Consider the following 23,496-nt stretch of genomic DNA (forward strand, 5'->3'; position numbering starts at 1 on the left):
AATCTAATATATTAGAGTTTCATACTTTTATATACTGTATTTTTCATAATCAAAAACAGTTGACACAAAAAGGCAGTCCTCATAAAATTCTTTGCAGCTTTTTTGGGGCCTTAGCTCAGCTGGGAGAGCGGTTCGCTGGCAGCGAACAGGTCAGCGGTTCGATCCCGCTAGGCTCCACCATTAAGCAATCTGCATATAAAAATCTAAACCCATAAACAACTTAAATCCTTCCTTTTGTTTATGTCTCTTCAGGGTTACGCTAACCTTTCTGTATTCTATTTTTATTTCTTGTATTCACCATGACGGGACTTGTGCATGTTTCAACTCTATACAGGTAATCGACTAGAGGATTTAGCCGTATTGCTTGCGAAAATTTTGGCAGTTTCACCGCCAGAAAACCCTTTCGATGATGAACATATCTTGGTGCAAAACCCAGGGATGGCACAGTGGCTAAAAATGTTCGTCGCTCAGTCCCACTCTATTTCGGCAGGTCTGGCTTTTCCTCTGCCATCTACTTTTGTTTGGCATACCTTTGCTCAAGCTCTGGACGATATCCCATCGCAGAGTGAATTTAATAAACCCTTCCTCGTCTGGCGATTAATGAGGTTGTTGGACTCGCGTTTAAATGAACCAGAGTTTCAAGCGCTTCACTGGTACCTTGAGGAAGATGATACTCAAGTTCGACGCTTTCAATTGTGCAGCAGTATTGCTGACATTTATGACCAATATTTGGTGTATCGACCAGATTGGATCAAGGTCTGGGAAGCGGATAGCAAGCAAGATCAAGCCCTTAATACTTTATTTGAGCAACAGCCTTGGCAAGCGATCCTATGGCGTGATTTGGTAGCGGACATCAGTGAACGTGGAACCTCCTTGTATCATCGAGGGAACTTGATTGAAGCCTTGCAAGACGTGTCACAGTCCTCGACTCGACCAGAAGGAATTCCAGAGCGGATCTTTATTTTTGGTGTGTCGTCTTTGCCGCCAAATACATTGGACTCTTTACGTGTTTTAGCCGCGTCTGGTTGGATTGATATTCATCTTTTTCTACAAAACCCGTGCCGTTTTTATTGGGGTGATGTGGTGGATAAACATTATTTGGGAAGAGAAATAAAACGGCAAACACTTAAACCGGGATTAAGTACAGAAACACTGCATCTGGATGCTAACCCTTTACTGGCAAGTTGGGGGCGATTGGGTAGAGACTATATTGCTCAGCTTCAGGAAATGGCAGATGACGAATTAGAAATCTTTGAAGGCTATCAAACAGCCGAGACTAATGGTCTGTTGCAATGGGTTCAGCAAGATGTGCTGACGTTAGAAAATCACGGAGCGGAAGAAGAAAGAAACGGCCTAATAACCAGTTCTGAGTATCGACATACTATTGATGTTAAAGACCAAAGTATTCGCGTTCACCTTTGCCATAGTCCGCTGCGTGAAGTCGAAGTGTTGCATGATCAATTATTGGATATGTTTGAGCGAGATCCTAGCCTGACACCAAAAGACGTTATCGTTATGCTTCCTGATGTAAATGCGTACAGCCCATTCGTCAAAGCTGTTTTTGGAAGTAAAGGAAGTGAGCAGTCTAAAGATGGTAGTCAAAAGTACAGTAAAAAGAACATACCTTTTGCCTTGATTGATCAATCTGGTGGAATGGAAAATCCAATTGTTGATGCGTATTTGTATTTGCTTGGTTTGGGTGAAAGTCGATTTACCTTGTCAGAATTAATCAGTGTATTAGAAGTCCCAGCGGTATTGGCTCGCTTTGAATTAACACCGAATGAATTAGAGCGCATTCGCCAATGGTCGACAGAAGTCGGTATACGTTGGGGATTAGATGGTAAAACCGCTCAACAACATGATCTTCCAATGCAAGAATCTCATACTTGGCTAAATGGCGTACGACGTATGCTTTTGGGTTACGCCATGGGACACGATTATATTTGGGAAGGCACGTTAAGCTACGGAGATGTAGAAGGTTTGGAAGCTTCTGTCGCAGGAAAGTTGGCTGGATTTTTAGTCGAGATCAACGATGCTCAGTCTCGTTTAATGGAGTCTTTGACACCAAAAGAATGGGTGTCGACGTTATATTATCTAGCAGAGCGATTCTTTCTGGTTGACGAAGACGATGCTTTTTCTGCGCTGTTAAGTAAGCAACTCGATACATTAACATTGCAATGGCAGCAAGCGCATTTTGATGCGCCTTTAGAGCAACAGGTTTTGCGACAACTGCTCTCGCCTATGTTGCAAGAATCACAAGGTGGCCAACGGTTTTTAGCCGGTCGGATTAATTTTTGTACCTTGATGCCAATGCGTTCTGTGCCGTTTAAAGTTATTTGTGTCTTAGGACTAAATGAAGGAGATTACCCTCGTAGTGTGGCTCCAATTGGTTTTGACCTCATGGTAGGCCAATATCGAAGTGGCGACCGAAGCCGACGTGAAGACGATAAATATCTATTTCTTGAAGCGCTTATGTCAGCGCGAGATTGTTTTTATATCAGTTATGTTGGGCGTAGTATTCAAGATAACAGCCACAAAAATCCCTCTATCTTGGTTAGTGAATTATTGGAATACATAGGACAAAGCTGTGTGTTTGAAGGTGACCAGACTCTCGCACCAGACGATGCACAAGCAATGCTATTGGAAAAGCTCGTTATTGAGCATCCGTTGCAGCCTTTTAATGCTTCTTACTACGTTTCTAATCAGATCGGTGCTCAAGATCAAGCAACCCATAGTCAGATCAATTATGGAAAACCTGAAAATTTGCGATTATACAGTTATGACGAGCAATGGCTGCCCGCTCTACTTGGTGTTCATAAAGCAAAAGAACAGAATGATAAGGCAGAAGAGGGCAAGCAAGGGTTTACGCCTCTGGTTAATTTGGAGCAACCTAGATTAGAAATTGCCTTAGATGAAGTATCTCGTTTTGTTAGTCATCCAGCGCGCTACTTTACTCAACGTCGTTTAAAAGCGTATTTGAATCTGAGAGAAGAAGAGGAACAAGAAGACGAACCCTTTGCACTGGATGGTTTGGCTGGCTATCAACTGCGTGAATCTTTGCTTCAAGCCATGCTGAAAAATGACGAAGCCGATTTTGTTGAACGGTTGTCATTAATGGGCGCTTTACCTTATGGCGCCATTGGCCGTTTGGCTTTACAGCAGAGTCAGAATCAATGTCGTCAGCTTCTTAACGTATTACAAGGTTATGCACTGGAAGAATGTGAACCTATTGAGGTGAACTTATCGCTGGGTAGCCTAGTAGTGCAAGCTTGGTTGGACTTACCAACAGCGACGACGCGCTTGTCTTATCGTATTGGTGATTTGTCTGCTCATCAAAAAATGCGAATGTGGATCGAACATTTAGCGCTATGTGCCCAAGGCACACCAAAACAACACCACCTGATTAACCTCACTAAAATGGGCAAGTTATTACAGCATAGCTTTATTTTGATCACTCCAGCTGAAGCTGAACAACATCTCGCTGATATGCTTGCATTACTGCAAACGGGTTTGTGTCAGCCGCTTGCCTTACCAGCCAAAAGTGCGGATGCCTGGTGCAAAAGCTATTGTTCAAGTAAGGCGTCAGAAGACGCTGATGTGGCTTGGGAGCAAGCATTGAAGATTTACCAAGACAACAGCAGCGCCTTTACGAATAGTGAAGTGGAAGATGCGTATTGGCAGCGTTATTACCCTGATTTAACCGATCATAAAGAGATGTTTGTGACCTTATGCGAACGAATCTGGCTACCGATGCATCGTCATTTAGAGGTGTTCGAATGAGTGTTTCAGTCATTTCTACTCAGATACCCACTCCATTAGATGCGTTAACGTTTCCATTGTTTGGAAAGCGGCTTATCGAAGCAAGTGCAGGAACAGGTAAAACTTACACTATTGCTAATTTGTATTTGCGTTTGTTGGTGCCAACGGGGCAAATGGGAGACTTGAATACACCGTTAACGGTGGATCAAATTCTCGTGGTGACCTTTACCGAAGCCGCGACGGCAGAGCTGAAGTCTAGAATTCGTGAGCGTATACGTGTAGCACGAAAAGCCTTATTACAAGGTGAGAGCCAAGATGCTTTTCTTACTGATTGGTTGGCAAATATGTCTGGCGTTCAAAAAGCTGGCGCCATTGAAAAATTACTCTACGCTGAAAAACAAATGGACGAAGCCGCGGTATTTACTATTCATGGTTTTTGTCAGCGAATGCTGAGCCAAAATGCCTTTGAAAGTCGCATGCTGTTTCAGCAAACCATAGAAACGGATGAACAAGCGCCTTTGTCTTTGGCCGTTAAAGATGTGTGGCGCAGTGTATTTTATCCTATGGATGACACTAAGGCAGCGTTGATTCAACCACTTTGGTCTGGCCCAGCTGCGTTGCAAAAAGACTTATCTTTATTGAACAACCAGCCAGACGCTAAAATGGCTGTGCCGGATTACGACTGGGAAGACGCTTTGGTTCGTGCTCAACAAATGATGTCGTCTGTTAAAACGATGTGGTTGACGTATTCACAAGACATTATTGATTCCCTTGAGCGCAGTGGAATCAAACGAACTTTTTGGCGTAAAGATCCATCGAAAGATATTCAAGCCATGACGCAATGGGCGAACTCATCACGTTTTGAATTAGGTAAAAGCTTAGAGAAATTCGATACTAACGAGCACGCCAGTAGACTGAGTAAAAATGGTGAAATACCTGCCCATGAATTCTTTGGGTTAGTGCAATCGTTAAGAGAAAGTTTCCCTGATGCTGGCAGACTAAAGTCCGTATTGCTGACGCAACTTTGGCAGCAAACACAAGAGCGAATGACACGTTGGAAGCGCAGTACTCAGTCACTGACATTTACGGATTTGTTAACCTCGTTGGACGTGGCTTTATCTAAAGACGAAGCGGGTAAATTAGCGGAACGAATTCGCCATTTATATCCCATTGCTTTGATCGATGAATTTCAAGATACGGACGCGGTTCAATATCGAATTTTCTCTACTATTTATCAGCCTGCCGAAGTGGACCAAAATACGCTTGGCCTGATTATGATTGGAGACCCTAAACAGGCAATTTATGCCTTTCGTGGCGCCGATATTTACACCTATTTATCTGCGAAAAAACGAGTGGATGGCGTGTATTCTTTGGCGACCAATTATCGTTCTTCGGCGGCGATGATCCAATCTGTAAATGGTTTGTTTAATGCACAAGAAGAACCTTTTAGAGTGTCAGGTATTCCTTTCGTTGAAGTGCAAGATCGTGGTGTAGAAGGTCGTTTTTCACGACAGGGAAAAACTCAAGCCGCGCTGCAGTTTTTGTATCAACACAGTGACGAACCTGTTTCTACAAAAGACTATCGAAATCAAATGGCAGAATCTTGTGCATCGCATTTGCATGAACTTTTGTTAGAGGGGCAGTTGGTCGAAGGTCAGCAAGCGCAATCTCTTATTGGTAATGACGGCGTTCGCCCGAAAGACGTGGCTTTGTTGGTGACAAATTTCAGTCAGGCGAATGCACTGAAGGACGCATTACGCCAACGCGGAATTGCCAGTGTGTATTTGAGCGATAAAGGCTCTGTTTTTGAAACCGTTGAAGCACGGGAACTGTTAATTGTTTTGACGGCAATCTTATCGAACGGGCAAGAAATGAAGTTGCGTTCTGCGTTAGCAACGAGTTTGGTTGAGTGGACATTAGAAGAGTTAGACACCTTAAATCATGATGATGTGGTGTATGAAAAGTGGGTTCAAGCTTTCCGGCACTATTTAGAGCTTTGGAATAACCAAGGTCTGTTGCCGATGTTGCGTGAGTTTATGCAAGATGTGTCTTTAGCGACAAATATGTTGAGTCACTTAGGTGGAGAGCGTCGCCTAACGGACTTCTTACATCTGACAGAAAAACTACAGCAAAAATCTCTTGAATTGGATTCGAAAGAAGGCGTTTTACGGTATTTGAAATTAGCCATTCAAAATCCGAATGGTAACAGTGACGAGCAAAAAATCCGCCTTGAAACCGATGCTGAATTGGTTCGTATCGTGACGATCCATAAGAGTAAAGGCTTGGAATATCCCATCGTTTATTTACCGTTCGCTTTTATGCCATATCGAGATCAGGGTTCTTCTGCGCTTTATCATGATGAAGATGAGCAACTTTGGATCGCTGTCGATCCAGATGAAGCACAAAAAGAGCGTCATAAAGAAGAGCTGTACGCAGCTGAAATTCGCTTAGCTTATGTGGCATTAACTCGGTCAAAAGAAGCATGCTTTATTGGCTCGATGGAGGTGGGTAAAAAAGCCAGTAAATCTCGTGAGGCAATATCCGATGTGCATTTGAGCGGAGTAGGAGCCTTGATCAGTGAAGGCGAATCGCTTAATGCTGGTGACTTGTATTCAAGTATCGGTAATCTTTGCGGGCGCTACCAGCCAAATCAAATGTGTGTGTTGGATTTACCCGAAACACCTCCTAGTTTACCTCGTTTTAAAATGGCTAAAGTTGAAGAGGCCTCACCAGTCGCTCGTCAGTTTGATGGTCGTATTGAGCGTGACTGGTGGGTGGGTAGTTACTCTTCTTTAGTGGTTGAAGACAAGGATCATCATGATGAAAGTGTGCCTGGTTTAGATGAAATGACACGAGTCGTTGATCCTCTGGAAGGCGCTCTTCTAGCTGGGATCACAGAAGTGACGGAAGAATCATTAATACCAGAACGTAACCGTTTTACGTTTCCGAAAGGAGCGAACCCCGGAACGTTCTTGCACGATACCTTGGAAGGCAAAGCATTGCATGATGTGACGTCGGACCCAAGCTTTAAAGACTTGCTTAAAAACAGTCATCATAAATTAATGGCCGAGTATTACGAGCGGCAAGGTTTTGGTGAATGGCAAGAAGTACTTGAAGCTTGGTTATCAGAAATTGTAAACACTGAGCTGGTGGCGGGAATGACTTTAGGTGCGTTGTCGCAAAAATCTTGCCGTAAAGAGTTGGAGTTTTTTATTCCTGTTAACGGTCTGAATGCCTTGGAGCTGGATCGAATATCTAGAGAATACGATGACGTGTCACGTGTTGCCCCTATGATTCAAGATCGACCTTTGAAAGGCATGCTAAAAGGATTTATCGATTTATTGTTTGAGTGGGAAGGTCGATATTACGTATTGGATTATAAGTCTAATTATTTGGGTGATGCCTTTAATAATTACGAATCTGATAATTTGATTCATGCTATCGCAGATCATAGGTACGATTTGCAATATCAACTTTACACCTTAGCGCTGCATAGATTATTGAAACAACGTTTACCGAATTATAATTACGATCTTCATGTTGGTGGCGTGGTGTATTTGTTCTTGCGTGGTATGACGGTAGGGCAGCAAACAGGTGTATTTCAAACTCGTTTGAGTTTAGAACATGTGAATGCGTTAGATGCACTCTTTAGTGGTGAACAAAAAACGGATGAGCAGAGCAAGAAGCAAGACGATAATAAAGTAACAGCGAGCGCTGAGGTGGAACAATATGGACTTTTCTAATCAGCTAAGTCTTCTTGGAGGCGATGAATTAGACAATGCTTTAGAGCACTCGTTGAAGAGTTCAGAGACAGTGAATGAATCTGACTCTGTTAGTCTATCTGCAATGCAAGCAAAAGGTATATTGCGAGCGATTGATTGCCAATGGATTGAGCAACTAGCCAAACATATTGGTGAAAATAATCCATCGATTTTGATGGCGGGTGCTTTGTGCAGTGCTTATCTTGGTGCTGGGCACATTTGTATTGATTTGGCTATGATTTGGAATAAACCGCCTGAAGGTATAGAGCGAGAACAATGGCAAGGTTCATTAGCTAATAGTGGCGCTAATAGCGTTGAAACGTGGTGTGATGTTGTAGGCGCTAGTGCCTTAGTGTCTTCTAAGCAGAGTATGAGTGAGCGGCCAATGGTGTTGATCGGCACGCGTTTGTATCTGTTCCGATATTATCAATACGAGCAGCAGGTTTTACACTATCTACGCAGGCAATTTGATGTGCCACCTTTTGATGTTGATGCGCATTTGATTACGCAATTGTTTCCTAAACAAAGTGATAACGTCGATTGGCAAAAAGTCGCGGTAGCAAATGCAGCGAGTTTACCTTTTGCTGTGATTAGTGGAGGGCCTGGAACTGGCAAAACAACCACAGTGACTAAACTGTTGGCTCTATTGGTTGCTCAGCCTTTTAATTGTTCTTCTACACAAAATAAACCTCTTCGAATTGAGTTAGCCGCGCCCACAGGAAAAGCCGCCGCCCGGTTGACGGAGTCTATTTCAAAAGCCAAAGCTGGCTTGCCACTTAGTGATGAAATTAAACAAGCGATTCCAGATCAGGCCAGTACGTTGCATCGATTGCTCGGCAGTGACTTTGGTCGTAGTCGTTTCAAACACAACAGAGAAAACCCATTGCATTTAGATGTCTTACTGGTAGATGAAGTGTCTATGGTTGATTTACCCATGATGGCGAAGTTGATTGATGCTTTACCATCACATGCTCGGCTGATTTTATTAGGTGATAAAGATCAGTTAGCGTCTGTGGAAGCTGGCAGTGTATTAGGTGACTTATCTTTTGGCATCGAAAATGTGTATTTTCAACCAGAATGGGCAAGGCGATTAGCGAGCTTAACCTCTGAAAATATCGTTTCATTTGGTAACGCTTCTGCTCCTCCGATTAGCAAAGCACTAACACTGTTACGAACGAGTTATCGATTTGATGAAAATAGTGGCATTGGGTATTTGGCAAAAGCGATGAATGCGGGTGACTCTCGAGGCGTTCTGAACTGCCTTCAATCAGGTTATGGTGATGTTCATTGGTGCATTCCCGATGAGGGGCAAACGAAAGCCGATATAGCGACCTTGGCAAAAGGTTACGATGATTATTGGGAAGCCGTGAAGCAGGGTGCAGATATTAATGAGCTGTATCATATTTTTTCCCGCTATCAAATTTTGACAGCTGTGCGTCAAGGTGAATTTGGTGTTGAGAAAATTAATGCCCACTTGGAACAGTATTTTTATCAAAGAGGGCGCGTAAAAGATCCTCACGTTTGGTATCCAGGAAAGGCGGTTATGTTGACCAGAAACGATTCCGCGTTAGGTTTGTTTAATGGTGATATTGGTCTTTGTATGGAAGATCAGTTTGAGCGATTGCGTGTTTGGTTTATGCAATCGGATGGAACCTTTACTGGGTTGTTACCGAGTCGATTGAGTGAGTTTGAGGTAGTTTTTTCCATGACAGTGCATAAATCTCAAGGTTCTGAATTCGAACGAGTCGCTTTGTTATTGCCTATGAAGCCGTCGCCAGTATTGACCAGAGAGCTTCTATATACTGGAATTACCCGAGCTAAGAAAGAATTCTCCTTGTGGGGATCGAGTAGTTTAATTCGAACTGCAGCAGAAACAAGTATACAGCGCTACTCTGGCTTAATTGATGAACTATGGCCAAAGTCAAAGGCGTAATGTCATTTGAGTTATGATTTTTACTTGATATTAAGCTATTCGACTCCATTATAGAGAAAGTGCAAAAAATGCTGATAAAACATCAGACTAAATAATCGTAGAGGATCATTCTTGCAGTGGTTTTTTTATGATAATGTAAGCTCAAATTTAGATATTGAGCAACGTAGGAAAGAGTAGTAGTAATGGCAAAAGAAATTGTTTTAACTGGTGTCACCACCACAGGCACGCCACATTTAGGAAACTATGTGGGTGCAATTCGTCCTGCGATTGAAGCGAGTCGTCAAGAGAATACGGAGTCTTACTTCTTTCTTGCTGACTACCATGCTTTGATCAAGTGCCAAGATCCAGAGCGTGTTAAGCAATCTAGATTAGAGATTGCAGCAACTTGGCTAGCATGCGGATTAGATACTGATAAAGCAACGTTCTATCGTCAGTCGGATATTCCAGAAATTGCAGAATTGAATTGGTTATTAACCTGTGTGACTGCAAAAGGTCTAATGAATCGTGCACACGCTTATAAAGGTGCGGTGGACGAAAATCTAGCCAATGCTCAAGATCCTGACTTTGGTATTACTATGGGGTTATTTTGTTACCCTGTTTTAATGGCGGCTGATATCTTGGCGTTTAACGCGCATAAAGTACCAGTAGGTCGAGATCAAATTCAACATATTGAAATGGCTCGTGACATCGCTGGCCGTTTTAACCACCTATTTGGTGAACATTTTGTATTGCCTGAAGCGGTTGTCGGAAAAGAAGGCTCGATTCTTAAAGGCTTAGATGGTCGTAAGATGAGTAAAAGCTACAACAATACGATTCCATTATTTGATACCGAAAAGAAACTGCAAAAAGGTATCAATAAGATTAAAACAAACCTACTTGAACCAGGTGAAGCGAAAGACCCTGATGATTCAGTGGTATTTGATATCTACAAAGCTTTTTCTACGCCAGAGCAAGCTGCGCAAATGCATCAAAACTTTTTAGATGGCATTGCATGGGGTGAAGCGAAGAAGGAACTATTTACTTTGGTAAACAGTCAACTTAGTGAGCCGCGCGAAAAATATCTTGAGCTAATGGCAAATCCTGCTCATGTTGAAGATATTTTACAAGCGGGTGCTGCAAAAGCGAGAGCTCGTGCAGGCGCAATGATTTCAGACCTACGTAATGCTGTTGGTTTGGTCAATTTTAAATAAAGGAGAGTTTTTGTGAGAACAACTGTATTTGCTATGTTTATGGCATGTGTTTTAGCAATTGGCGTCGGTGGTTATAGTGCTGACGTTCAAGCGAAAAAATTTGGTGGTGGTAAAAGCTTTGGTAAAAGTTTTTCTATTTCCAAGTCTAAAACAACGTCTGCAACAAACACGACTAGTACCGCAGCTGCTGGCACAGGCACTAAAAGAACTGGCTTTCTAGGTGGTTTAGGTGGCGGTTTGTTAGGCGGTTTATTAGTGGGTGGTCTTTTTGCTACTTTATTTGGCAGTGGTGCATTCTCTGGTATTTCTTTTGGTGATATTTTACTGTTTGCCTTGATTGGCTTTTTGGTTTACAAATTTTTTATTGCTCCAAAACGTCGTGCAGCAGAACACGCTGGTGCAAATGGAATGTTTCGCGAAGCGACTGGTTCACATGGAACCGCTCAACAAACTCCAATGACGGGTGTCGGTGGATTTGGTGGTGAACCTGAAATTAAATTGCCAGCAGGTTTTAATGAGCAAGCATTTGTTGAACAAGCTAAAAGTCATTACGTGGTTTTACAAAAAGCATGGGACGATAATAACTTTGACGAAATTTTAGATTACGTTAGCCCTGAACTATATAACTTATTAGTGAAAGAGCGTGCAAACTACGGTGATGATAAACCGCGAACTGAAGTTATCTCTTTGATGGTGGAGATTGTGCGTGGTGAAATTATTGGCTCTACCGCTTCTATTTCTTTGCAATTTTCAGGTTGGATTAAAGAAGGTGAAGAAACTTCTGATACCAATGAAATTTGGCATTTAGAGAAGAACATGTCTGATGCAAATGGAAACTGGACAATAGTTGGTATACAACAAGACAACTAATTGTTACTTAACATTGCTAGTAGGCTCATCACTGTTTGATCTAAACTAGACAAAACTCTTGATGAGTTCTACATTACTTAAATTAAATTGAATACGGATGTGAGCCATGTCTGAATTAGCGCCTGTTAAAGAAAATGGAAACGCCTTGGTTGAATCGAAAAAAGGAGAACAGTTACAATATTTAACGTTTAAATTGATCGATGAAACCTACGGCATTAACGTTATGCAGATTAAAGAAGTGCTGCGTTATAGCGAAATTGCCCCTGTACCAGGAGCACCTGCTTTTGTATTAGGTATCGTTAATTTACGTGGTAATGTTGTTACAGTCGTTGATACGCGTGTTCGCTTTAGTTTGCCTGAATGCACTATTTCTGATGATACTCGTATTATTATTATCGAACATGATGGTGAGCAAGTTGGCCTGCTAGTTGATGCGGTCCAAGAAGTATTTTATTTGTATCAAAATGAAATAGAGCAAAGCCCGAGTGTCGGTAACGATGCGGCATTGATGTTCATTCAAGGTGTTTATCAAAAAGAAGAGGAATTAGTAATTCTTCTTGAACTTGATAAAATGTTTGAGCGTGCTGATGAAACTCTTGCCATAGAAGAAATGAGCTAATAGCGAATTTCTTTATTAGAGTACTGTTTTGTTATAGCGGCTATTTTAATCGAAGAACATAAAAAAACCATGCATCGCATGGTTTTTTTATGTTTGAAAAACATAATACAGCTGTGCTTTTTATCGTTCCCAGTAAGCTTCTTCTAAGCTGTCTTCGCGCTCTGGTAAGCCGCGAGATAAGCGAGAGGCGTTCTGCGCGAGTATTTCGTAGCTTACACGGTTTGAATATTTACAGATTTGAGCGAATGAAGAATACGCAAGGAAAGGTGCTGTATGTTTACTAGAATTGGGGATACTTTCCTTATGGAAGTGATTAGCTGAGATGTCATGCAACAGCGCAGACAGTGCACCGTCTCCTGCACCATTGGTATTGCTAATTTTTTCTGGTCCGCCCATATATGGGTCAATATGAGAAAATACCTTGATCGGTGTTGAGCAAGCGCTGCGTAACATTGGACGACTGAATTCCCAGCGATTGAAATCGGCTAAACCTCCAGACTTAATAGGGTTTGTTGTTTCGCGTTTGAAGGTATCGTCAGTATGACCACAGAGGTACATGCCATCAGGGCCAACTGTCAGTAAAACGATATCGACATGCTCTAGTATCTCGTTAGCAGCTTGAAGAGGGTCAGATAATCCCGTGAGTGCTTCTGCTTCTAACTCATTCATTGCTAATACATTCACATAGTTTTTGATTAGCCCAAGTAATTCTTCTCTATGTTCTTCAACTAGATGAGAGGTGCCTAATGTCAATACGGTTGGTACGTGGTGAGCATGGGCGTATTTTAGAGCTTGCAGCATCGCTTGTTTGATTGGTTTACCTTGATGTCTTAGTGGATAAGCGCAAGTTACTAATGCAGCAGCGCCAGCAATAATGTTTTCTGGTATATGGTCTGTGTCGAGTTCGTCCATATCGCCAGGAGCAATGGCAAAGGTTCGTTCACCATCTGGTGTAATTAAAGTAATGCCTCGACCTATATCTCCTGATACACCTTGGAGGTGATTCATGTCGACTTTGCTGCTGGTGTGACAAATATAATGATAAGCTGGTGAGCCTAATGTGATATTAGCTGACATCACACCGAGCAAAACGGACTTATCATCCGCTAGAACAGAATAGTTATGAATAGTGTTGCCAATTGTGCCACCGGCAAAATGGTCTGAAATACATTCTTGTGCTGTCAGTTCACTATAAATTGCAGTAGCGGTATCAACATCAACAAGGTTGGAAAGGCCTTTTTGAATGTTAAATGTTTCTAAGAATTGGTCGGAAACATTAGCTACTACATCAACAATCGTTTCATCTAATCCAACAATGTAGGTGTCTTTGTCTGGTTGTACTTCGTAAGTAGGCAAAACTGGTTTTGGTTGAGAGACAGGGAAATAGTGTTTAATTTTGCGTTGGCCGGGGAATTTCATGTAAATTCTCGTGGATTAGGTAGAGAGTGAGTTTATCAAATAATTAACCAGTCGGGCAGGATGATCCGCAGAAAATAAGGTGAAAATGAACGAATCACAGTTAGATCGTTATAGCCGTCAGATATTATTGCCTAATTTTGATATACAAGGGCAGTTGCAGCTCTCACAAGCCAAAATCTTAGTGATTGGTTTAGGCGGACTTGGAAACATAGCGGCAACCTATTTAGCAACATCAGGTGTTGGGTCATTGGTCTTGGCGGATGGAGATCAATTAGAAAATAGCAACCTACCACGTCAAGTACTTTATGATGAAAGTCAGTTAGGACAAGATAAAGTCGCTGCGGCAGTGGAACAAATCACCAAGAAAAATCCAGCTGTTAAGATCAGAACCGTTTCTCAAAAATTATCTGGAGAGCCTTTAGCAGATGAAGTAGATAATGCCGATTTAGTATTAGATTGCACTGATAATTTTACTGCCAGACAAAGTATTAATCGTGCTTGTTTGAAATATAAAAAACCACTAGTTAGTGCTGCTGCGATTCGTTGGGAAGGGCAACTGGTTAGCTTTTTATACCATCAAGAAGTAAGCCCATGTTATGAATGTCTTTATCCTTCCTTATCGGATCAACATTTAAGCTGTAATGAAAGTGGTATAGTAGCCCCTGTTGTTGGCATGTTAGGGATTTTTCAAGCATTAGAAGCATTAAAAATAGTCAGCGGATGCGGACAAGTAAAGCATGGATCATTAAAACTATTTGATGGTTTTGAAGGACGTTGGCGTGAAATGCGTTTAACGCAAGACCCAAAATGCTTAGCTTGCTCGCTTGAAAACTCATAGAAAGCCCCTATGTTACTAATTAATATTTTTTGCTAAGAATTTCATCGATTTTTCGTTAGAATTCACCATAAGTTTTTAGCCGGCACATAATAAGGTGTCGAGCATTCATTTTCAGGAGCAATAACATGAGCGATGTTAAACACGCTAAATTGATGATTTTAGGTTCTGGCCCAGCGGGTTATACCGCTGCCGTTTATGCTGCACGCGCCAACCTTAATCCTGTGATGATTACAGGTATGCAACAGGGTGGTCAGTTGACGACAACGACTGATGTTGATAATTGGCCTGGTGATGACCTAGGTGTACAGGGGCCCGAGTTGATGGAGCGTATGCGTAAGCACGCAGAGCGTTTCGAAACAGAGATAATTTTTGACCATGTAAACAAAGTTGATTTAGAAAATCGTCCTTTCCGTTTAGAAGGTGATAGCGGTGTTTATACCTGCGATGCTTTGATTATTTCAACGGGTGCTAGTGCTCAATATTTGGGGCTAGATAGTGAAACTAAATACATGGGACAAGGCGTATCGGCTTGTGCCACATGTGATGGTTTCTTTTATCGTAACCAAGACGTGGCAGTGATTGGTGGTGGCAATACAGCAGTTGAAGAAGCGCTTTATTTATCTAACATTGCTAAAACTGTCACGGTTATCCACCGTCGTGACAAGTTCCGTTCAGAAAAAATTCTTGCAGATAAACTGATGGAAAAAGCGAAAAACGGCAACGTAAAAATCGAATGGTATTCAGAATTAGATGAAGTGCTAGGCGATGCATCTGGTGTGACTGGTGTTCGTATTAAAAACAACGAAACAGGCGAGAATAAAGATATTCCATTAGCGGGTGTTTTTATTGCCATTGGTCACAAGCCAAATACTGATATTTTCCAAGGTCAATTGGAAATGAAAGACGGTTATTTGAAAGTTCAGACAGGATCAGAAGGTAACGCGACTCAGACGAGTGTGAAGGGTGTTTTTGCGGCAGGCGATGTAAGTGATCATATTTATCGTCAAGCTATTACTTCTGCTGGTACTGGCTGTATGGCGGCTTTGGATGCGGAACGTTTCTTAGATTCAGAATAAATGTGCAGTGTAAATGGCCAGAAACAAATAGCTATTCATAAATAGACATAAAAAAACCGATCTTATGATCGGTTTTTTTATGTCTATAGATAATTAGATCAAAGATTTAGCTATCTTGGTATTTTATTGTGCGTTGTAAGCTTCGATACCTTCAACGATGGCTTTACGTGCTTCATCAGCATTCGCCCAACCGTCAACTTTCACCCATTTGCCTTTTTCAAGTGTTTTATAGTTTTCGAAGAAGTGCTCGATTTGATCGCGTAGTAATTGTGGAATATCGTTCACATCTTGAATGTGCCCGTATTCTTTACTTAATTTTTCGTGAGGAACTGCAACTAATTTAGCGTCCATACCTGCTTCATCAGACATGTTTAATACGCCAACTGGACGGCAGCGAATAACAGAACCTGGAACTACTGGGTAAGGTGTGATAACTAATACGTCAACTGGATCACCGTCATCAGCTAAAGTGTAGTTTACGTAACCATAGTTTGCAGGATAAAACATAGGCGCTGTCATAAAGCGGTCAACGACAAGGGCGTCCATATCGTGGTCGACTTCGTATTTTACTGGATTCGCTTGCGCAGGAATCTCGATAATTACATTGATGTCATTTGGAGCATCTTTGCCCGCTGGAATTTTGCTATAGCTCATTATTTTTTCTTCCAATGTGGTAAATATGGACGATATTATAAAAGCTAGACCGCTTCTATGCTAGCTATGGAAGGCGTACATTCGTGATATTCACTATTCTGAGCAAATTAAATGCATAAAAGTCCGACTAAAACGTGTTAACTTATTGCTTTCTTTCTGAATTTAGCTAGTCTTACAATGTGATCAAAATATAGACGCGAGGACACTAATGACAAAATCTGAGCTGATAGAGCTACTTATTGATCAGCAATCTCATTTACCAGTGAAGGATGTTGAGCAATCGATTAAGGCAATGCTAGAGCATATGTCTGATTCTTTGGCAAATGGTGAGCGCATAGAAATAAGAGGCTTTGGTAGTTTTTCTCTGCATTATCGAGCTCCCAGAATAGGACGAAACCCTAAAACTGGAGAGTCTGTAGAGTTGAACGCGAAATACGTTCCTCATTTCAAGCCAGGTAAAGAATTGCGAGAATTAGTTAATTTGCCTGACGAAGATATCAACGAACTTAATTAATTTACATCTTATGCCTCGAAATTTCTGAGCTATCACGGCATAATAACGCCATTCTATTTCTGGTAGGTTGTTTTATGCTTAAATGGCTGAAAAGGGTTATTTATACCATTCTTGTTCTTTTCTTCCTTGCTGTGGGTGTCTTTTTTGCCATCCGTAATCCGCAACTTATTGATCTCGACCTTGTTTTTTGGAAAGGGCCTCAACTAAGTATTGCGCTCTACATCATTTTATCCTTTACCTTCGGTGCTTGTGTGGCTTTATTAGTGAGTTCTGTTACTTATTTACGTAGTGACCGTAAGATCAAGGTTTTAAACCGTAGATACGAGAAAGCCCGTGATGAAATAGATGCTTTACGCAAAGCTTCTATTACCAAGGAACTGTCTGTTGGTAAGGAGTGATTGAGTTGACCGAAATTGGGTTGTTTTTGGTTCTATTTGTCGCACTCTTTGTTGGCTGGGCGATGGGGCGCAAAAATTCGACCAAAAAAAATAAACAGACTAAAAAAAGCATTCCCACAGATTACTTTCGAGGTCTTAATCACTTACTCAATGATCAGCATTCTGAAGCTATTGATGCTTTTGTTGATTCATTAGAAGTCAATTCTGATACTTTTGATATTCATCTTACATTAGGGAATTTATTTCGAAAGAAAGGTGAAATTCAAAAAGCCATTAATATCCATCAAAACTTACTTGCTCGCCCAGAAATATCTCAACGTGAAATGCGTATGGTGCAATTAGAACTCGCCAGTGACTTCATGTCTGCTGGCTTGTTAGATAGAGCAGCGCGTTTACTACTTAATATGGCATCTGCTTCACGAAAGAGTGAATTTCATCCCAAAATCCTGACCTTACTCGTGGACCTTTATGAGTTCGAACAAAACTGGGAAAAAGCGATTCAAATTGGGGCTGAGTTAATAAAAGAAACACCGATTAAAAAAGAAATAAAGCGTTTAGCCCACTTTCATTGTGAAGTAGCACAAGAACTAAAAGCTAAAGAGCAGTGGAAACCAGCTTTCCAACACTATAAATGGGCATTGGACGTTGATCCGAGTTGTGTTCGTGCAAGTATCGGAGCTGCAGATGTTTTGAATAGTCAGCGACGGTACCGTGATTCTATCAAAGAATTAAAGCATGCCGTTGAGCAAGATCCTGAATTTATCTCTCTCATTCTTCCTCAGCTTAAAGAGTGCTATCAAAAAGTGTGGGGAAGCAATGGCTACATTAAATTCCTACAAGAACAAAATCAGAAGAAGCCAACAACCGCTTTGATTGTGGCGCTCGTTCAGCATTATATGGAAACGGATAAAGATTATGCTGAAATGTTTTTGGTTGAGCAATTAAGATTACATCCTACAATTAAAGGCTTTAAAGAGCTAATTAACCTCCAATTGTCTGACTCTGAAGGCTATAACCAGCAACACTTGGTGGTGTTATTTGAGCTTATCGATCAGTTGGTACAAGCTAAGCACAAATATCAATGTCGCCAATGTGGCTTTCCTGGTCATCAATTACATTGGCAATGCCCTAGTTGTAAGAGTTGGGGTACTGTGAAGCCTATACATGGCTTGGAAGGCGAATAAGAATCATATTTTATATATAGATAAGCGCTCCGAGAACATTTCAAAAAATAAAATACAAATCATAAAAAGTCATAAGAAACTGAAAAAAGAGGACACTGAATGAGCTGCCAATCCCCAATTGTCGTTGCCCTAGATTTCCCAACTATGGAGCAATCTATCGAGATGGCGAAGCGACTTGACCCTAATCAATGTCGAGTGAAAGTTGGAAAAGAGTTATTTACAACTGCTGGCCCTGTTATTTTAGATGAATTACATCAGTTGGGTTTTCAAATTTTCCTCGATCTTAAGTTTCATGATATTCCAAATACGGTTGCAAAAGCCGTAACTGCTGCTTCTAAAGCAGGTGTTTGGATGGTCAATATTCATGCATCAGGTGGCCGTCGAATGATGGAATCTTCAGCTAATGCATTGCAACAGTTAACAGATCAAAAAACACTATTAATTGCGGTTACTGTGCTCACTAGTATGGATCAATCTGATCTAGCTGAGATTGGTATAGATGCGACACCAGAACAACATGTTAAGCGACTTGCTACTTTAGCTAAATCATCTGGTATGGATGGGGTGGTATGTTCCGCACAAGAGTCTAAAGTGCTATCTGCAGATCTTGGTAAAGACTTTGTTTTAGTTACTCCAGGAATTCGCCCAGTAGGGTCTGATCAAGGCGATCAAAAGCGAATTATGACACCAAGTGAGGCGATGGCTGCAGGAAGTCATTATTTAGTGATGGGGCGTCCAATTACTCAATCTATTGATCCTATTGCTGTTTTGGCTAAAGCTAATGCAGATTTAGGTGTGATGTTGTAAATAGCCATTTTGATTGTTGAAGTCTGTTAAAAAAACTTCTACTCTAAAACCACTTAGCTTTTTACTTTTATAGTAAAAAACTAAGTGGTTTTTTATTGGCAGGATGCCGAGCTTAATTTAAAAGGAGTTTCTATGAAAAAATTGAATTGTACTTTCCGAGTGAACGTTTCCCGTTTACTTCTCGTGTTGTCTCTGGTTTTTATACCATTCTCACTTTTTGCTGCTTCTCCTCTAGACATTAATACGGCAACGGCTGCAGAATTTTCTGCTGTTATGTCTGGTGTTGGTGTTAAGAAAGCAGAAGCTATTATTACCTATCGAGATGCTAATGGTCCTTTTGACTCTGTTGAGCAGCTGACGAAAGTGAAAGGGATTGGAAATGTCTTGCTTGATCGAAATCGAGATTTGGTTCGAGTAGTCAGTGAAGAGGTAGTGAACTAGACATTAGACCTAATTTCTAAGGTCTTAAGAAACAAGCCGATTACGCTTCGGCTTGTTTCTCTTCTAACTCTTTGATTGCTTGATGTTGAGTTAAAAACACCTTTCCGTTTAAATTCTGAATCAAATCCGAGTTTTGTAATATATCCATTACGGGACCTTTAACTTCTGATAAATGCAGTTTTACACCTGCATCCGCTAATCGACCAGAAATTTTCTCTAAGCTTTGTAACGCACTAGCGTCAATCATATTGACTGCTGTACACATTAATACTAAATGCTTGATGGCGGGGTTTTGAGATACTAGGCTTTGTAGTCTTTCCTCTAAAACACGCGCGTTAGCAAAAAATAAATTTTCATCAATGCGCACAGTCAGAATGCTAGGGTGTGTTTCTACCGTGAAACGTTGAACATTACGGAAATGCTCTGTCCCAGGCAAACGACCAACAATAGCGATATGTGGATGGCTTGTGTGCCATAGAAAAAACAGCAAAGACAATACAACACCTGTGATTAAACCAATTTGCATTCCCTGTAGAAGAACCATAGAAAAAGTCACTAATAAAAGCACGGCTTCTTTTTTAGAAAATCGCCATAAGTAACGAAGGTCTTCGACATTGACCAATTGCATCATAGAAATAGAAATTATTGCTGCCAAAATAGCTTTTGGAAGATAGAAAAATAAAGGTGTTAGAAAAAGTAGAATTAATAAAATGAAAAAGGCAGTAAGAATGCCCGTCATAGGGTTTTTAGCGCCACAGTCAACATTCAGGACAGTACGAGAAAAACCTCCAGTAACAGGAAAAGCGCCACTTAACGCTGAACCTATATTTGCTAAACCAAGGCCCACTAATTCTTGGTTGGGGTCTATGTCTTGGCGACGTTTCGCTGCAAAAGATTGTGCAACAGAAACCGAACCAACAAAGCCGACAATACTAATTAAAAAAGCACTCGGTAACAGCTCCTTTAGCATCGCCATATTTACTTCTTCAAGTGTAATACTTGGGATCTCACTAGGAATGGCGCCGATAATACTAACACCAACTTTATCCAGGGATAGCATTGCTACGACAATCGTAGCGAGCACAACAACCAGAACGGGACCAGACTTACCAAACAATTGAACCATTCCTATAGAACAGCCAATACTCTTTAAAAAGGCTGAAAAATATCGACGTATAAGAAGAAGGGATAAGATGGACGAAATACTTAATAATAAAGTCGGTAAGTTAGTTTCAGCTAAATGGCTGTACAAACTAGTTGCTAAAGGAATAAGTGTATCTCCTTCAGATTGAACACCTAAAAAATATTTGAGTTGACCAATAATGATGATGAGCGCCGTAGCACTGATAAAACCAGAAATGACAGGATGACTTAATAAATTAGTTAAAAAACCTAAGCGCAAGAGACTTAAAACGAGTAAAAAGACGCCGGATAAAAACGCGAGAAGAATCGCAACCGTAGCATATTGCTCAGTGCCAGACACTGCAAATGGCATGATGGCCGAAGCTGTCATCACTGAAGTGAGTGCTACAGGTCCAACAGCCAATGTTCGACTGGTGCCAAACACAGAATATAAAATAGAAGGAAGGATGCTAGCGTATAAACCCGTGATCGCAGGCAGACCGGCTAGCATGGCGTAAGCTAAGCTTTGTGGTATGACCATAATCGTGAAAACGATACTGGCTATGGTGTCGTTTTGCATGTCTGTTCGGTTGTAGGTTTTTAGCCAGACAAGTGCAGGAAAAAGTTTGCTTAATTTCATTATGTAGTTACATCACTTTTATTTTTAGTTATAAGCTTATTTGTTAATGCTATATGTGGGCGTTTAATGAGTAAAGTGAATTTTACGTTATGCGCAGGTTTGATTGGTTTTGAATATAATCACGGTTATGATTTATCGGTTTATCGTGCTTAAAAATCAGACGTATCGTACAAAATTTGATAACCTACGGAGTTGATTTTAAAGCCTAGGAAAATTCTGTGTCGCAAGAGTTTCAAATCGTTTCATCATATTCGCCTGCTGGTGATCAGCCAAAAGCAATTGAAAAATTGGTTCGTGGTGTAGAGTCCGGCTTGGCTAATCAAACGTTACTTGGCGTAACTGGTTCTGGTAAAACATATACCATTGCTAATGTAGTTTCACAGGTTAAGCGTCCAACCATTGTTATGGCGCATAACAAAACCTTAGCTGCACAGCTTTATGGCGAATTTAAAGAATTTTTTCCTAATAATGCCGTGGAATACTTTGTTTCCTATTACGATTATTACCAGCCAGAAGCCTATGTGGCTGCGTCTGATACTTTTATAGAAAAAGATGCATCAGTCAATGAACACATAGAGCGAATGCGTTTGTCTGCAACCAAAGCTTTGCTTGAGCGTAGTGATGTTATTATTGTCGCCACTGTCTCTGCGATTTATGGTTTGGGCGACCCTCAGTCGTATTTAAAAATGATGTTGCATTTAGACCGCGGTGATCGTATTGATCAGCGCGATATATTACGCCGTCTAGCGGAGCTGCAATACAGTAGAAACGATTTAGTATTGGAGCGAGGAAATTTTCGAGTTCGTGGCGATGTGATTGAAGTTTTCCCTGCTGATTCCGAAGATTTAGCAGTACGTATTGAACTGTTTGATGATGAAATTGAAAACCTATCTCTTATTGACCCGTTGACCAATAAAGTTATTCGTAAAGTACCGCGAATCACCGTGTACCCAAAAACCCATTATGTTACGCCAAAAGAAACCGTTAATGCCGCGATCGAACGTATTAAAGTAGAGTTAGACAGTCGCCTTGAGCAGCTTAAATCGTTGAATAAACTGGTTGAATTACAGCGCCTCGAACAGCGTACTCGTTACGATTTAGAGATGATGCAGGAGTTAGGCTACTGCTCTGGCATAGAAAATTATTCACGCTATTTATCTGGTAGGGAAGAAGGGTCACCACCACCTACCTTGTTTGATTACCTTCCTGACAATGCACTATTAGTAATCGATGAATCTCACGTTACTATTTCTCAAATCGGTGCCATGTACAAAGGTGATAGATCTCGTAAAGAGAATCTTGTTGAATATGGTTTTCGCTTACCTTCAGCGTTAGACAATCGACCAATGAGATTTGAAGAGTGGGAGCAAATTAAGCCACAAACTATCTTTGTTTCAGCGACACCAGGAAAGTACGAAGAAGAGCATCAAGATTGGGTAGTAGAGCAAATTGTTCGACCAACAGGTCTGATTGATCCTATTTTAGAAGTGCGCCCAGTGGCGACTCAGGTTGATGACCTATTATCAGAGATTAACTTGAGAGCGCCCATTGGTGAGCGTGTATTAGTGACTACGTTAACTAAGCGTATGGCAGAAGATTTGAGTGATTACTTGAGTGATCACGGTGTCCGAGTACGTTATTTACACTCAGACATTGATACAGTTGAACGAGTTGAAATTATTCGTGATCTCCGTCTAGGGGAGTTTGATGTACTGGTCGGAATCAACTTATTACGGGAAGGTTTGGATATTCCAGAAGTCAGTCTTGTGGCTATTTTAGACGCCGACAAAGAAGGTTTCTTACGCTCAGAAAAATCCCTTATTCAAACCATAGGTCGTGCTGCCCGTAACGTAAAAGGTAAGGCGATTTTATACGCCGATCGAATTACTGGGTCGATGGAGCGAGCTATCAGTGAAACGGATAGGCGTCGAGATACCCAAAAAGCACATAATGAAAAGCATGGTATTACTCCAGTAGGTATTACCAAATCGGTAGAAGACATCATGGAAGGTGCTTATAATCCTGGTGCTGGTAAGCGAGGCGGCAAGGTTAAGAAAGTTGCTGAAACTGCGAAAGAATACCAAGTAGAGAGCATGGAAGATGTTGCACAAGTCCGTAAGGCCATGATTGAGCTACAAAAAGAAATGACCCAGGCCTCTGAAGAGCTTAAATTTGAATTGGCTGCAGGTTATCGAGATCAAATACGTCAACTTCAGAGAAAACTGAAAGATGTAGGTGAGTAGTAAAACAGTTAACATAAATAGAGAGTAG

Annotated in this window: 17 protein-coding genes and 1 tRNA gene; 15 read left to right on the forward strand and 3 right to left on the reverse strand. The window is 41.2% G+C overall.

Going from position 1 to position 23,496, the window contains the following annotated elements; genetic code table 11:
* Positions 1-104 precede the first annotated feature (104 nt).
* The 7 genes from IF202_RS02815 to IF202_RS02845 all read left to right on the forward strand — a co-directional run bounded on the left by IF202_RS02815 (position 105) and on the right by IF202_RS02845 (position 12,132).
* A tRNA-Ala gene (locus IF202_RS02815) sits at positions 105-180 on the forward strand.
* 135 nt (positions 181-315) lie between these two features.
* Positions 316-3,780 (forward strand): exodeoxyribonuclease V subunit gamma, encoded by a 3,465-nt coding sequence (gene recC / locus IF202_RS02820; RefSeq protein ID WP_191593342.1) that lies wholly within the window; start codon positions 316-318, stop codon positions 3,778-3,780.
* Positions 3,777-7,502 carry an exodeoxyribonuclease V subunit beta gene (gene recB / locus IF202_RS02825; RefSeq protein ID WP_191593343.1) on the forward strand — a complete coding sequence of 1,242 codons (3,726 nt, stop codon included), beginning with the start codon at positions 3,777-3,779 and terminating at the stop codon, positions 7,500-7,502. The genes recC and recB overlap by 4 nt, the downstream gene beginning before the upstream one ends.
* Complete coding sequence (gene recD / locus IF202_RS02830) at positions 7,489-9,453, forward strand: exodeoxyribonuclease V subunit alpha (RefSeq protein ID WP_191593344.1); 1,965 nt, start codon at positions 7,489-7,491, stop codon at positions 9,451-9,453. Before recB ends, recD begins: the two co-directional genes overlap by 14 nt.
* A 182-nt stretch (positions 9,454-9,635) precedes the next feature.
* A complete protein-coding gene (trpS, locus tag IF202_RS02835; protein ID WP_191593345.1) occupies positions 9,636-10,643 on the forward strand; it encodes a tryptophan--tRNA ligase in 1,008 nt (335 codons plus the stop codon).
* A 12-nt stretch (positions 10,644-10,655) separates the two neighbouring features.
* Positions 10,656-11,513, forward strand: a complete 858-nt coding sequence (locus IF202_RS02840) for a Tim44 domain-containing protein (RefSeq protein ID WP_191593346.1) — start codon at positions 10,656-10,658, stop codon at positions 11,511-11,513.
* A gap of 106 nt (positions 11,514-11,619) precedes the next feature.
* Positions 11,620-12,132: a chemotaxis protein CheW gene (locus IF202_RS02845; protein WP_191593347.1), complete on the forward strand. Its 513-nt coding sequence runs from the start codon at positions 11,620-11,622 to the stop codon at positions 12,130-12,132.
* Positions 12,133-12,252: 120 nt separating this feature from the next.
* Here IF202_RS02845 and IF202_RS02850 read toward each other — a convergent pair whose 3' ends face one another.
* Complete coding sequence (locus tag IF202_RS02850) at positions 12,253-13,551, reverse strand: inosine/guanosine kinase (RefSeq protein ID WP_191593348.1); 1,299 nt, start codon at positions 13,549-13,551, stop codon at positions 12,253-12,255.
* Between the two features lie 85 nt (positions 13,552-13,636).
* Here IF202_RS02850 and IF202_RS02855 point away from each other — a divergent pair, with 85 nt between their 5' ends.
* Together IF202_RS02855 and trxB are read left to right on the forward strand one after the other, a co-directional pair.
* Positions 13,637-14,389 (forward strand): HesA/MoeB/ThiF family protein, encoded by a 753-nt coding sequence (locus tag IF202_RS02855; RefSeq protein ID WP_191593349.1) that lies wholly within the window; start codon positions 13,637-13,639, stop codon positions 14,387-14,389.
* A gap of 125 nt (positions 14,390-14,514) precedes the next feature.
* Positions 14,515-15,465: a thioredoxin-disulfide reductase gene (gene trxB / locus IF202_RS02860; RefSeq protein WP_191593350.1), complete on the forward strand. Its 951-nt coding sequence runs from the start codon at positions 14,515-14,517 to the stop codon at positions 15,463-15,465.
* Between the two features lie 123 nt (positions 15,466-15,588).
* Here trxB and ppa read toward each other — a convergent pair whose 3' ends face one another.
* A complete protein-coding gene (ppa, locus tag IF202_RS02865; protein WP_191593351.1) occupies positions 15,589-16,119 on the reverse strand; it encodes an inorganic diphosphatase in 531 nt (176 codons plus the stop codon).
* 208 nt (positions 16,120-16,327) lie between these two features.
* Between ppa and ihfB the strand changes: the two genes are divergently transcribed.
* The 5 genes from ihfB to IF202_RS02890 all read left to right on the forward strand — a co-directional run bounded on the left by ihfB (position 16,328) and on the right by IF202_RS02890 (position 19,463).
* Positions 16,328-16,633: an integration host factor subunit beta gene (gene ihfB, locus IF202_RS02870; RefSeq protein ID WP_191593352.1), complete on the forward strand. Its 306-nt coding sequence runs from the start codon at positions 16,328-16,330 to the stop codon at positions 16,631-16,633.
* Between the two features lie 74 nt (positions 16,634-16,707).
* Complete coding sequence (locus IF202_RS02875; RefSeq protein WP_191593353.1) at positions 16,708-17,031, forward strand: LapA family protein; 324 nt, start codon at positions 16,708-16,710, stop codon at positions 17,029-17,031.
* Positions 17,028-18,215 (forward strand): lipopolysaccharide assembly protein LapB, encoded by a 1,188-nt coding sequence (gene lapB / locus IF202_RS02880; protein ID WP_328797183.1) that lies wholly within the window; start codon positions 17,028-17,030, stop codon positions 18,213-18,215. The genes IF202_RS02875 and lapB overlap by 4 nt, the downstream gene beginning before the upstream one ends.
* Positions 18,216-18,314: 99 nt before the next feature.
* Positions 18,315-19,022, forward strand: a complete 708-nt coding sequence (pyrF, locus tag IF202_RS02885) for an orotidine-5'-phosphate decarboxylase (protein ID WP_191593355.1) — start codon at positions 18,315-18,317, stop codon at positions 19,020-19,022.
* A 132-nt stretch (positions 19,023-19,154) separates the two neighbouring features.
* Positions 19,155-19,463: a ComEA family DNA-binding protein gene (locus IF202_RS02890; protein WP_191593356.1), complete on the forward strand. Its 309-nt coding sequence runs from the start codon at positions 19,155-19,157 to the stop codon at positions 19,461-19,463.
* A gap of 40 nt (positions 19,464-19,503) precedes the next feature.
* Here IF202_RS02890 and IF202_RS02895 read toward each other — a convergent pair whose 3' ends face one another.
* The gene (locus tag IF202_RS02895) at positions 19,504-21,225 is read right to left on the reverse strand and encodes a SulP family inorganic anion transporter (protein WP_206705348.1); all 1,722 of its coding nucleotides are present in this window, start codon (positions 21,223-21,225) and stop codon (positions 19,504-19,506) included.
* A 218-nt stretch (positions 21,226-21,443) separates the two neighbouring features.
* Here IF202_RS02895 and uvrB point away from each other — a divergent pair, with 218 nt between their 5' ends.
* Positions 21,444-23,468: an excinuclease ABC subunit UvrB gene (gene uvrB / locus IF202_RS02900; RefSeq protein ID WP_191593357.1), complete on the forward strand. Its 2,025-nt coding sequence runs from the start codon at positions 21,444-21,446 to the stop codon at positions 23,466-23,468.
* Positions 23,469-23,496 lie beyond the last annotated feature (28 nt).

Origin of the sequence: Marinomonas colpomeniae (assembly GCF_014803385.1) — a bacterium.
GTDB classification, from domain to species: domain Bacteria; phylum Pseudomonadota; class Gammaproteobacteria; order Pseudomonadales; family Marinomonadaceae; genus Marinomonas; species Marinomonas colpomeniae.

What these genes read in the sequence shown, in the direction of transcription:
- recC (WP_191593342.1), top strand. Translation starts at nt 316, where the DNA reads ATGTTTCAACTCTATACAGGTAATCGACTAGAGGATTTAGCCGTATTG.
- recB (WP_191593343.1), top strand. Translation starts at nt 3,777, where the DNA reads ATGAGTGTTTCAGTCATTTCTACTCAGATACCCACTCCATTAGATGCG.
- recD (WP_191593344.1), top strand. Translation starts at nt 7,489, where the DNA reads ATGGACTTTTCTAATCAGCTAAGTCTTCTTGGAGGCGATGAATTAGAC.
- trpS (WP_191593345.1), top strand. Translation starts at nt 9,636, where the DNA reads ATGGCAAAAGAAATTGTTTTAACTGGTGTCACCACCACAGGCACGCCA.
- IF202_RS02845 (WP_191593347.1), top strand. Translation starts at nt 11,620, where the DNA reads ATGTCTGAATTAGCGCCTGTTAAAGAAAATGGAAACGCCTTGGTTGAA.
- IF202_RS02850 (WP_191593348.1), bottom strand. Translation starts at nt 13,551, where the DNA reads ATGAAATTCCCCGGCCAACGCAAAATTAAACACTATTTCCCTGTCTCT.
- IF202_RS02855 (WP_191593349.1), top strand. Translation starts at nt 13,637, where the DNA reads ATGAACGAATCACAGTTAGATCGTTATAGCCGTCAGATATTATTGCCT.
- trxB (WP_191593350.1), top strand. Translation starts at nt 14,515, where the DNA reads ATGAGCGATGTTAAACACGCTAAATTGATGATTTTAGGTTCTGGCCCA.
- ppa (WP_191593351.1), bottom strand. Translation starts at nt 16,119, where the DNA reads ATGAGCTATAGCAAAATTCCAGCGGGCAAAGATGCTCCAAATGACATC.
- ihfB (WP_191593352.1), top strand. Translation starts at nt 16,328, where the DNA reads ATGACAAAATCTGAGCTGATAGAGCTACTTATTGATCAGCAATCTCAT.
- IF202_RS02875 (WP_191593353.1), top strand. Translation starts at nt 16,708, where the DNA reads ATGCTTAAATGGCTGAAAAGGGTTATTTATACCATTCTTGTTCTTTTC.
- pyrF (WP_191593355.1), top strand. Translation starts at nt 18,315, where the DNA reads ATGAGCTGCCAATCCCCAATTGTCGTTGCCCTAGATTTCCCAACTATG.
- IF202_RS02890 (WP_191593356.1), top strand. Translation starts at nt 19,155, where the DNA reads ATGAAAAAATTGAATTGTACTTTCCGAGTGAACGTTTCCCGTTTACTT.
- IF202_RS02895 (WP_206705348.1), bottom strand. Translation starts at nt 21,225, where the DNA reads ATGAAATTAAGCAAACTTTTTCCTGCACTTGTCTGGCTAAAAACCTAC.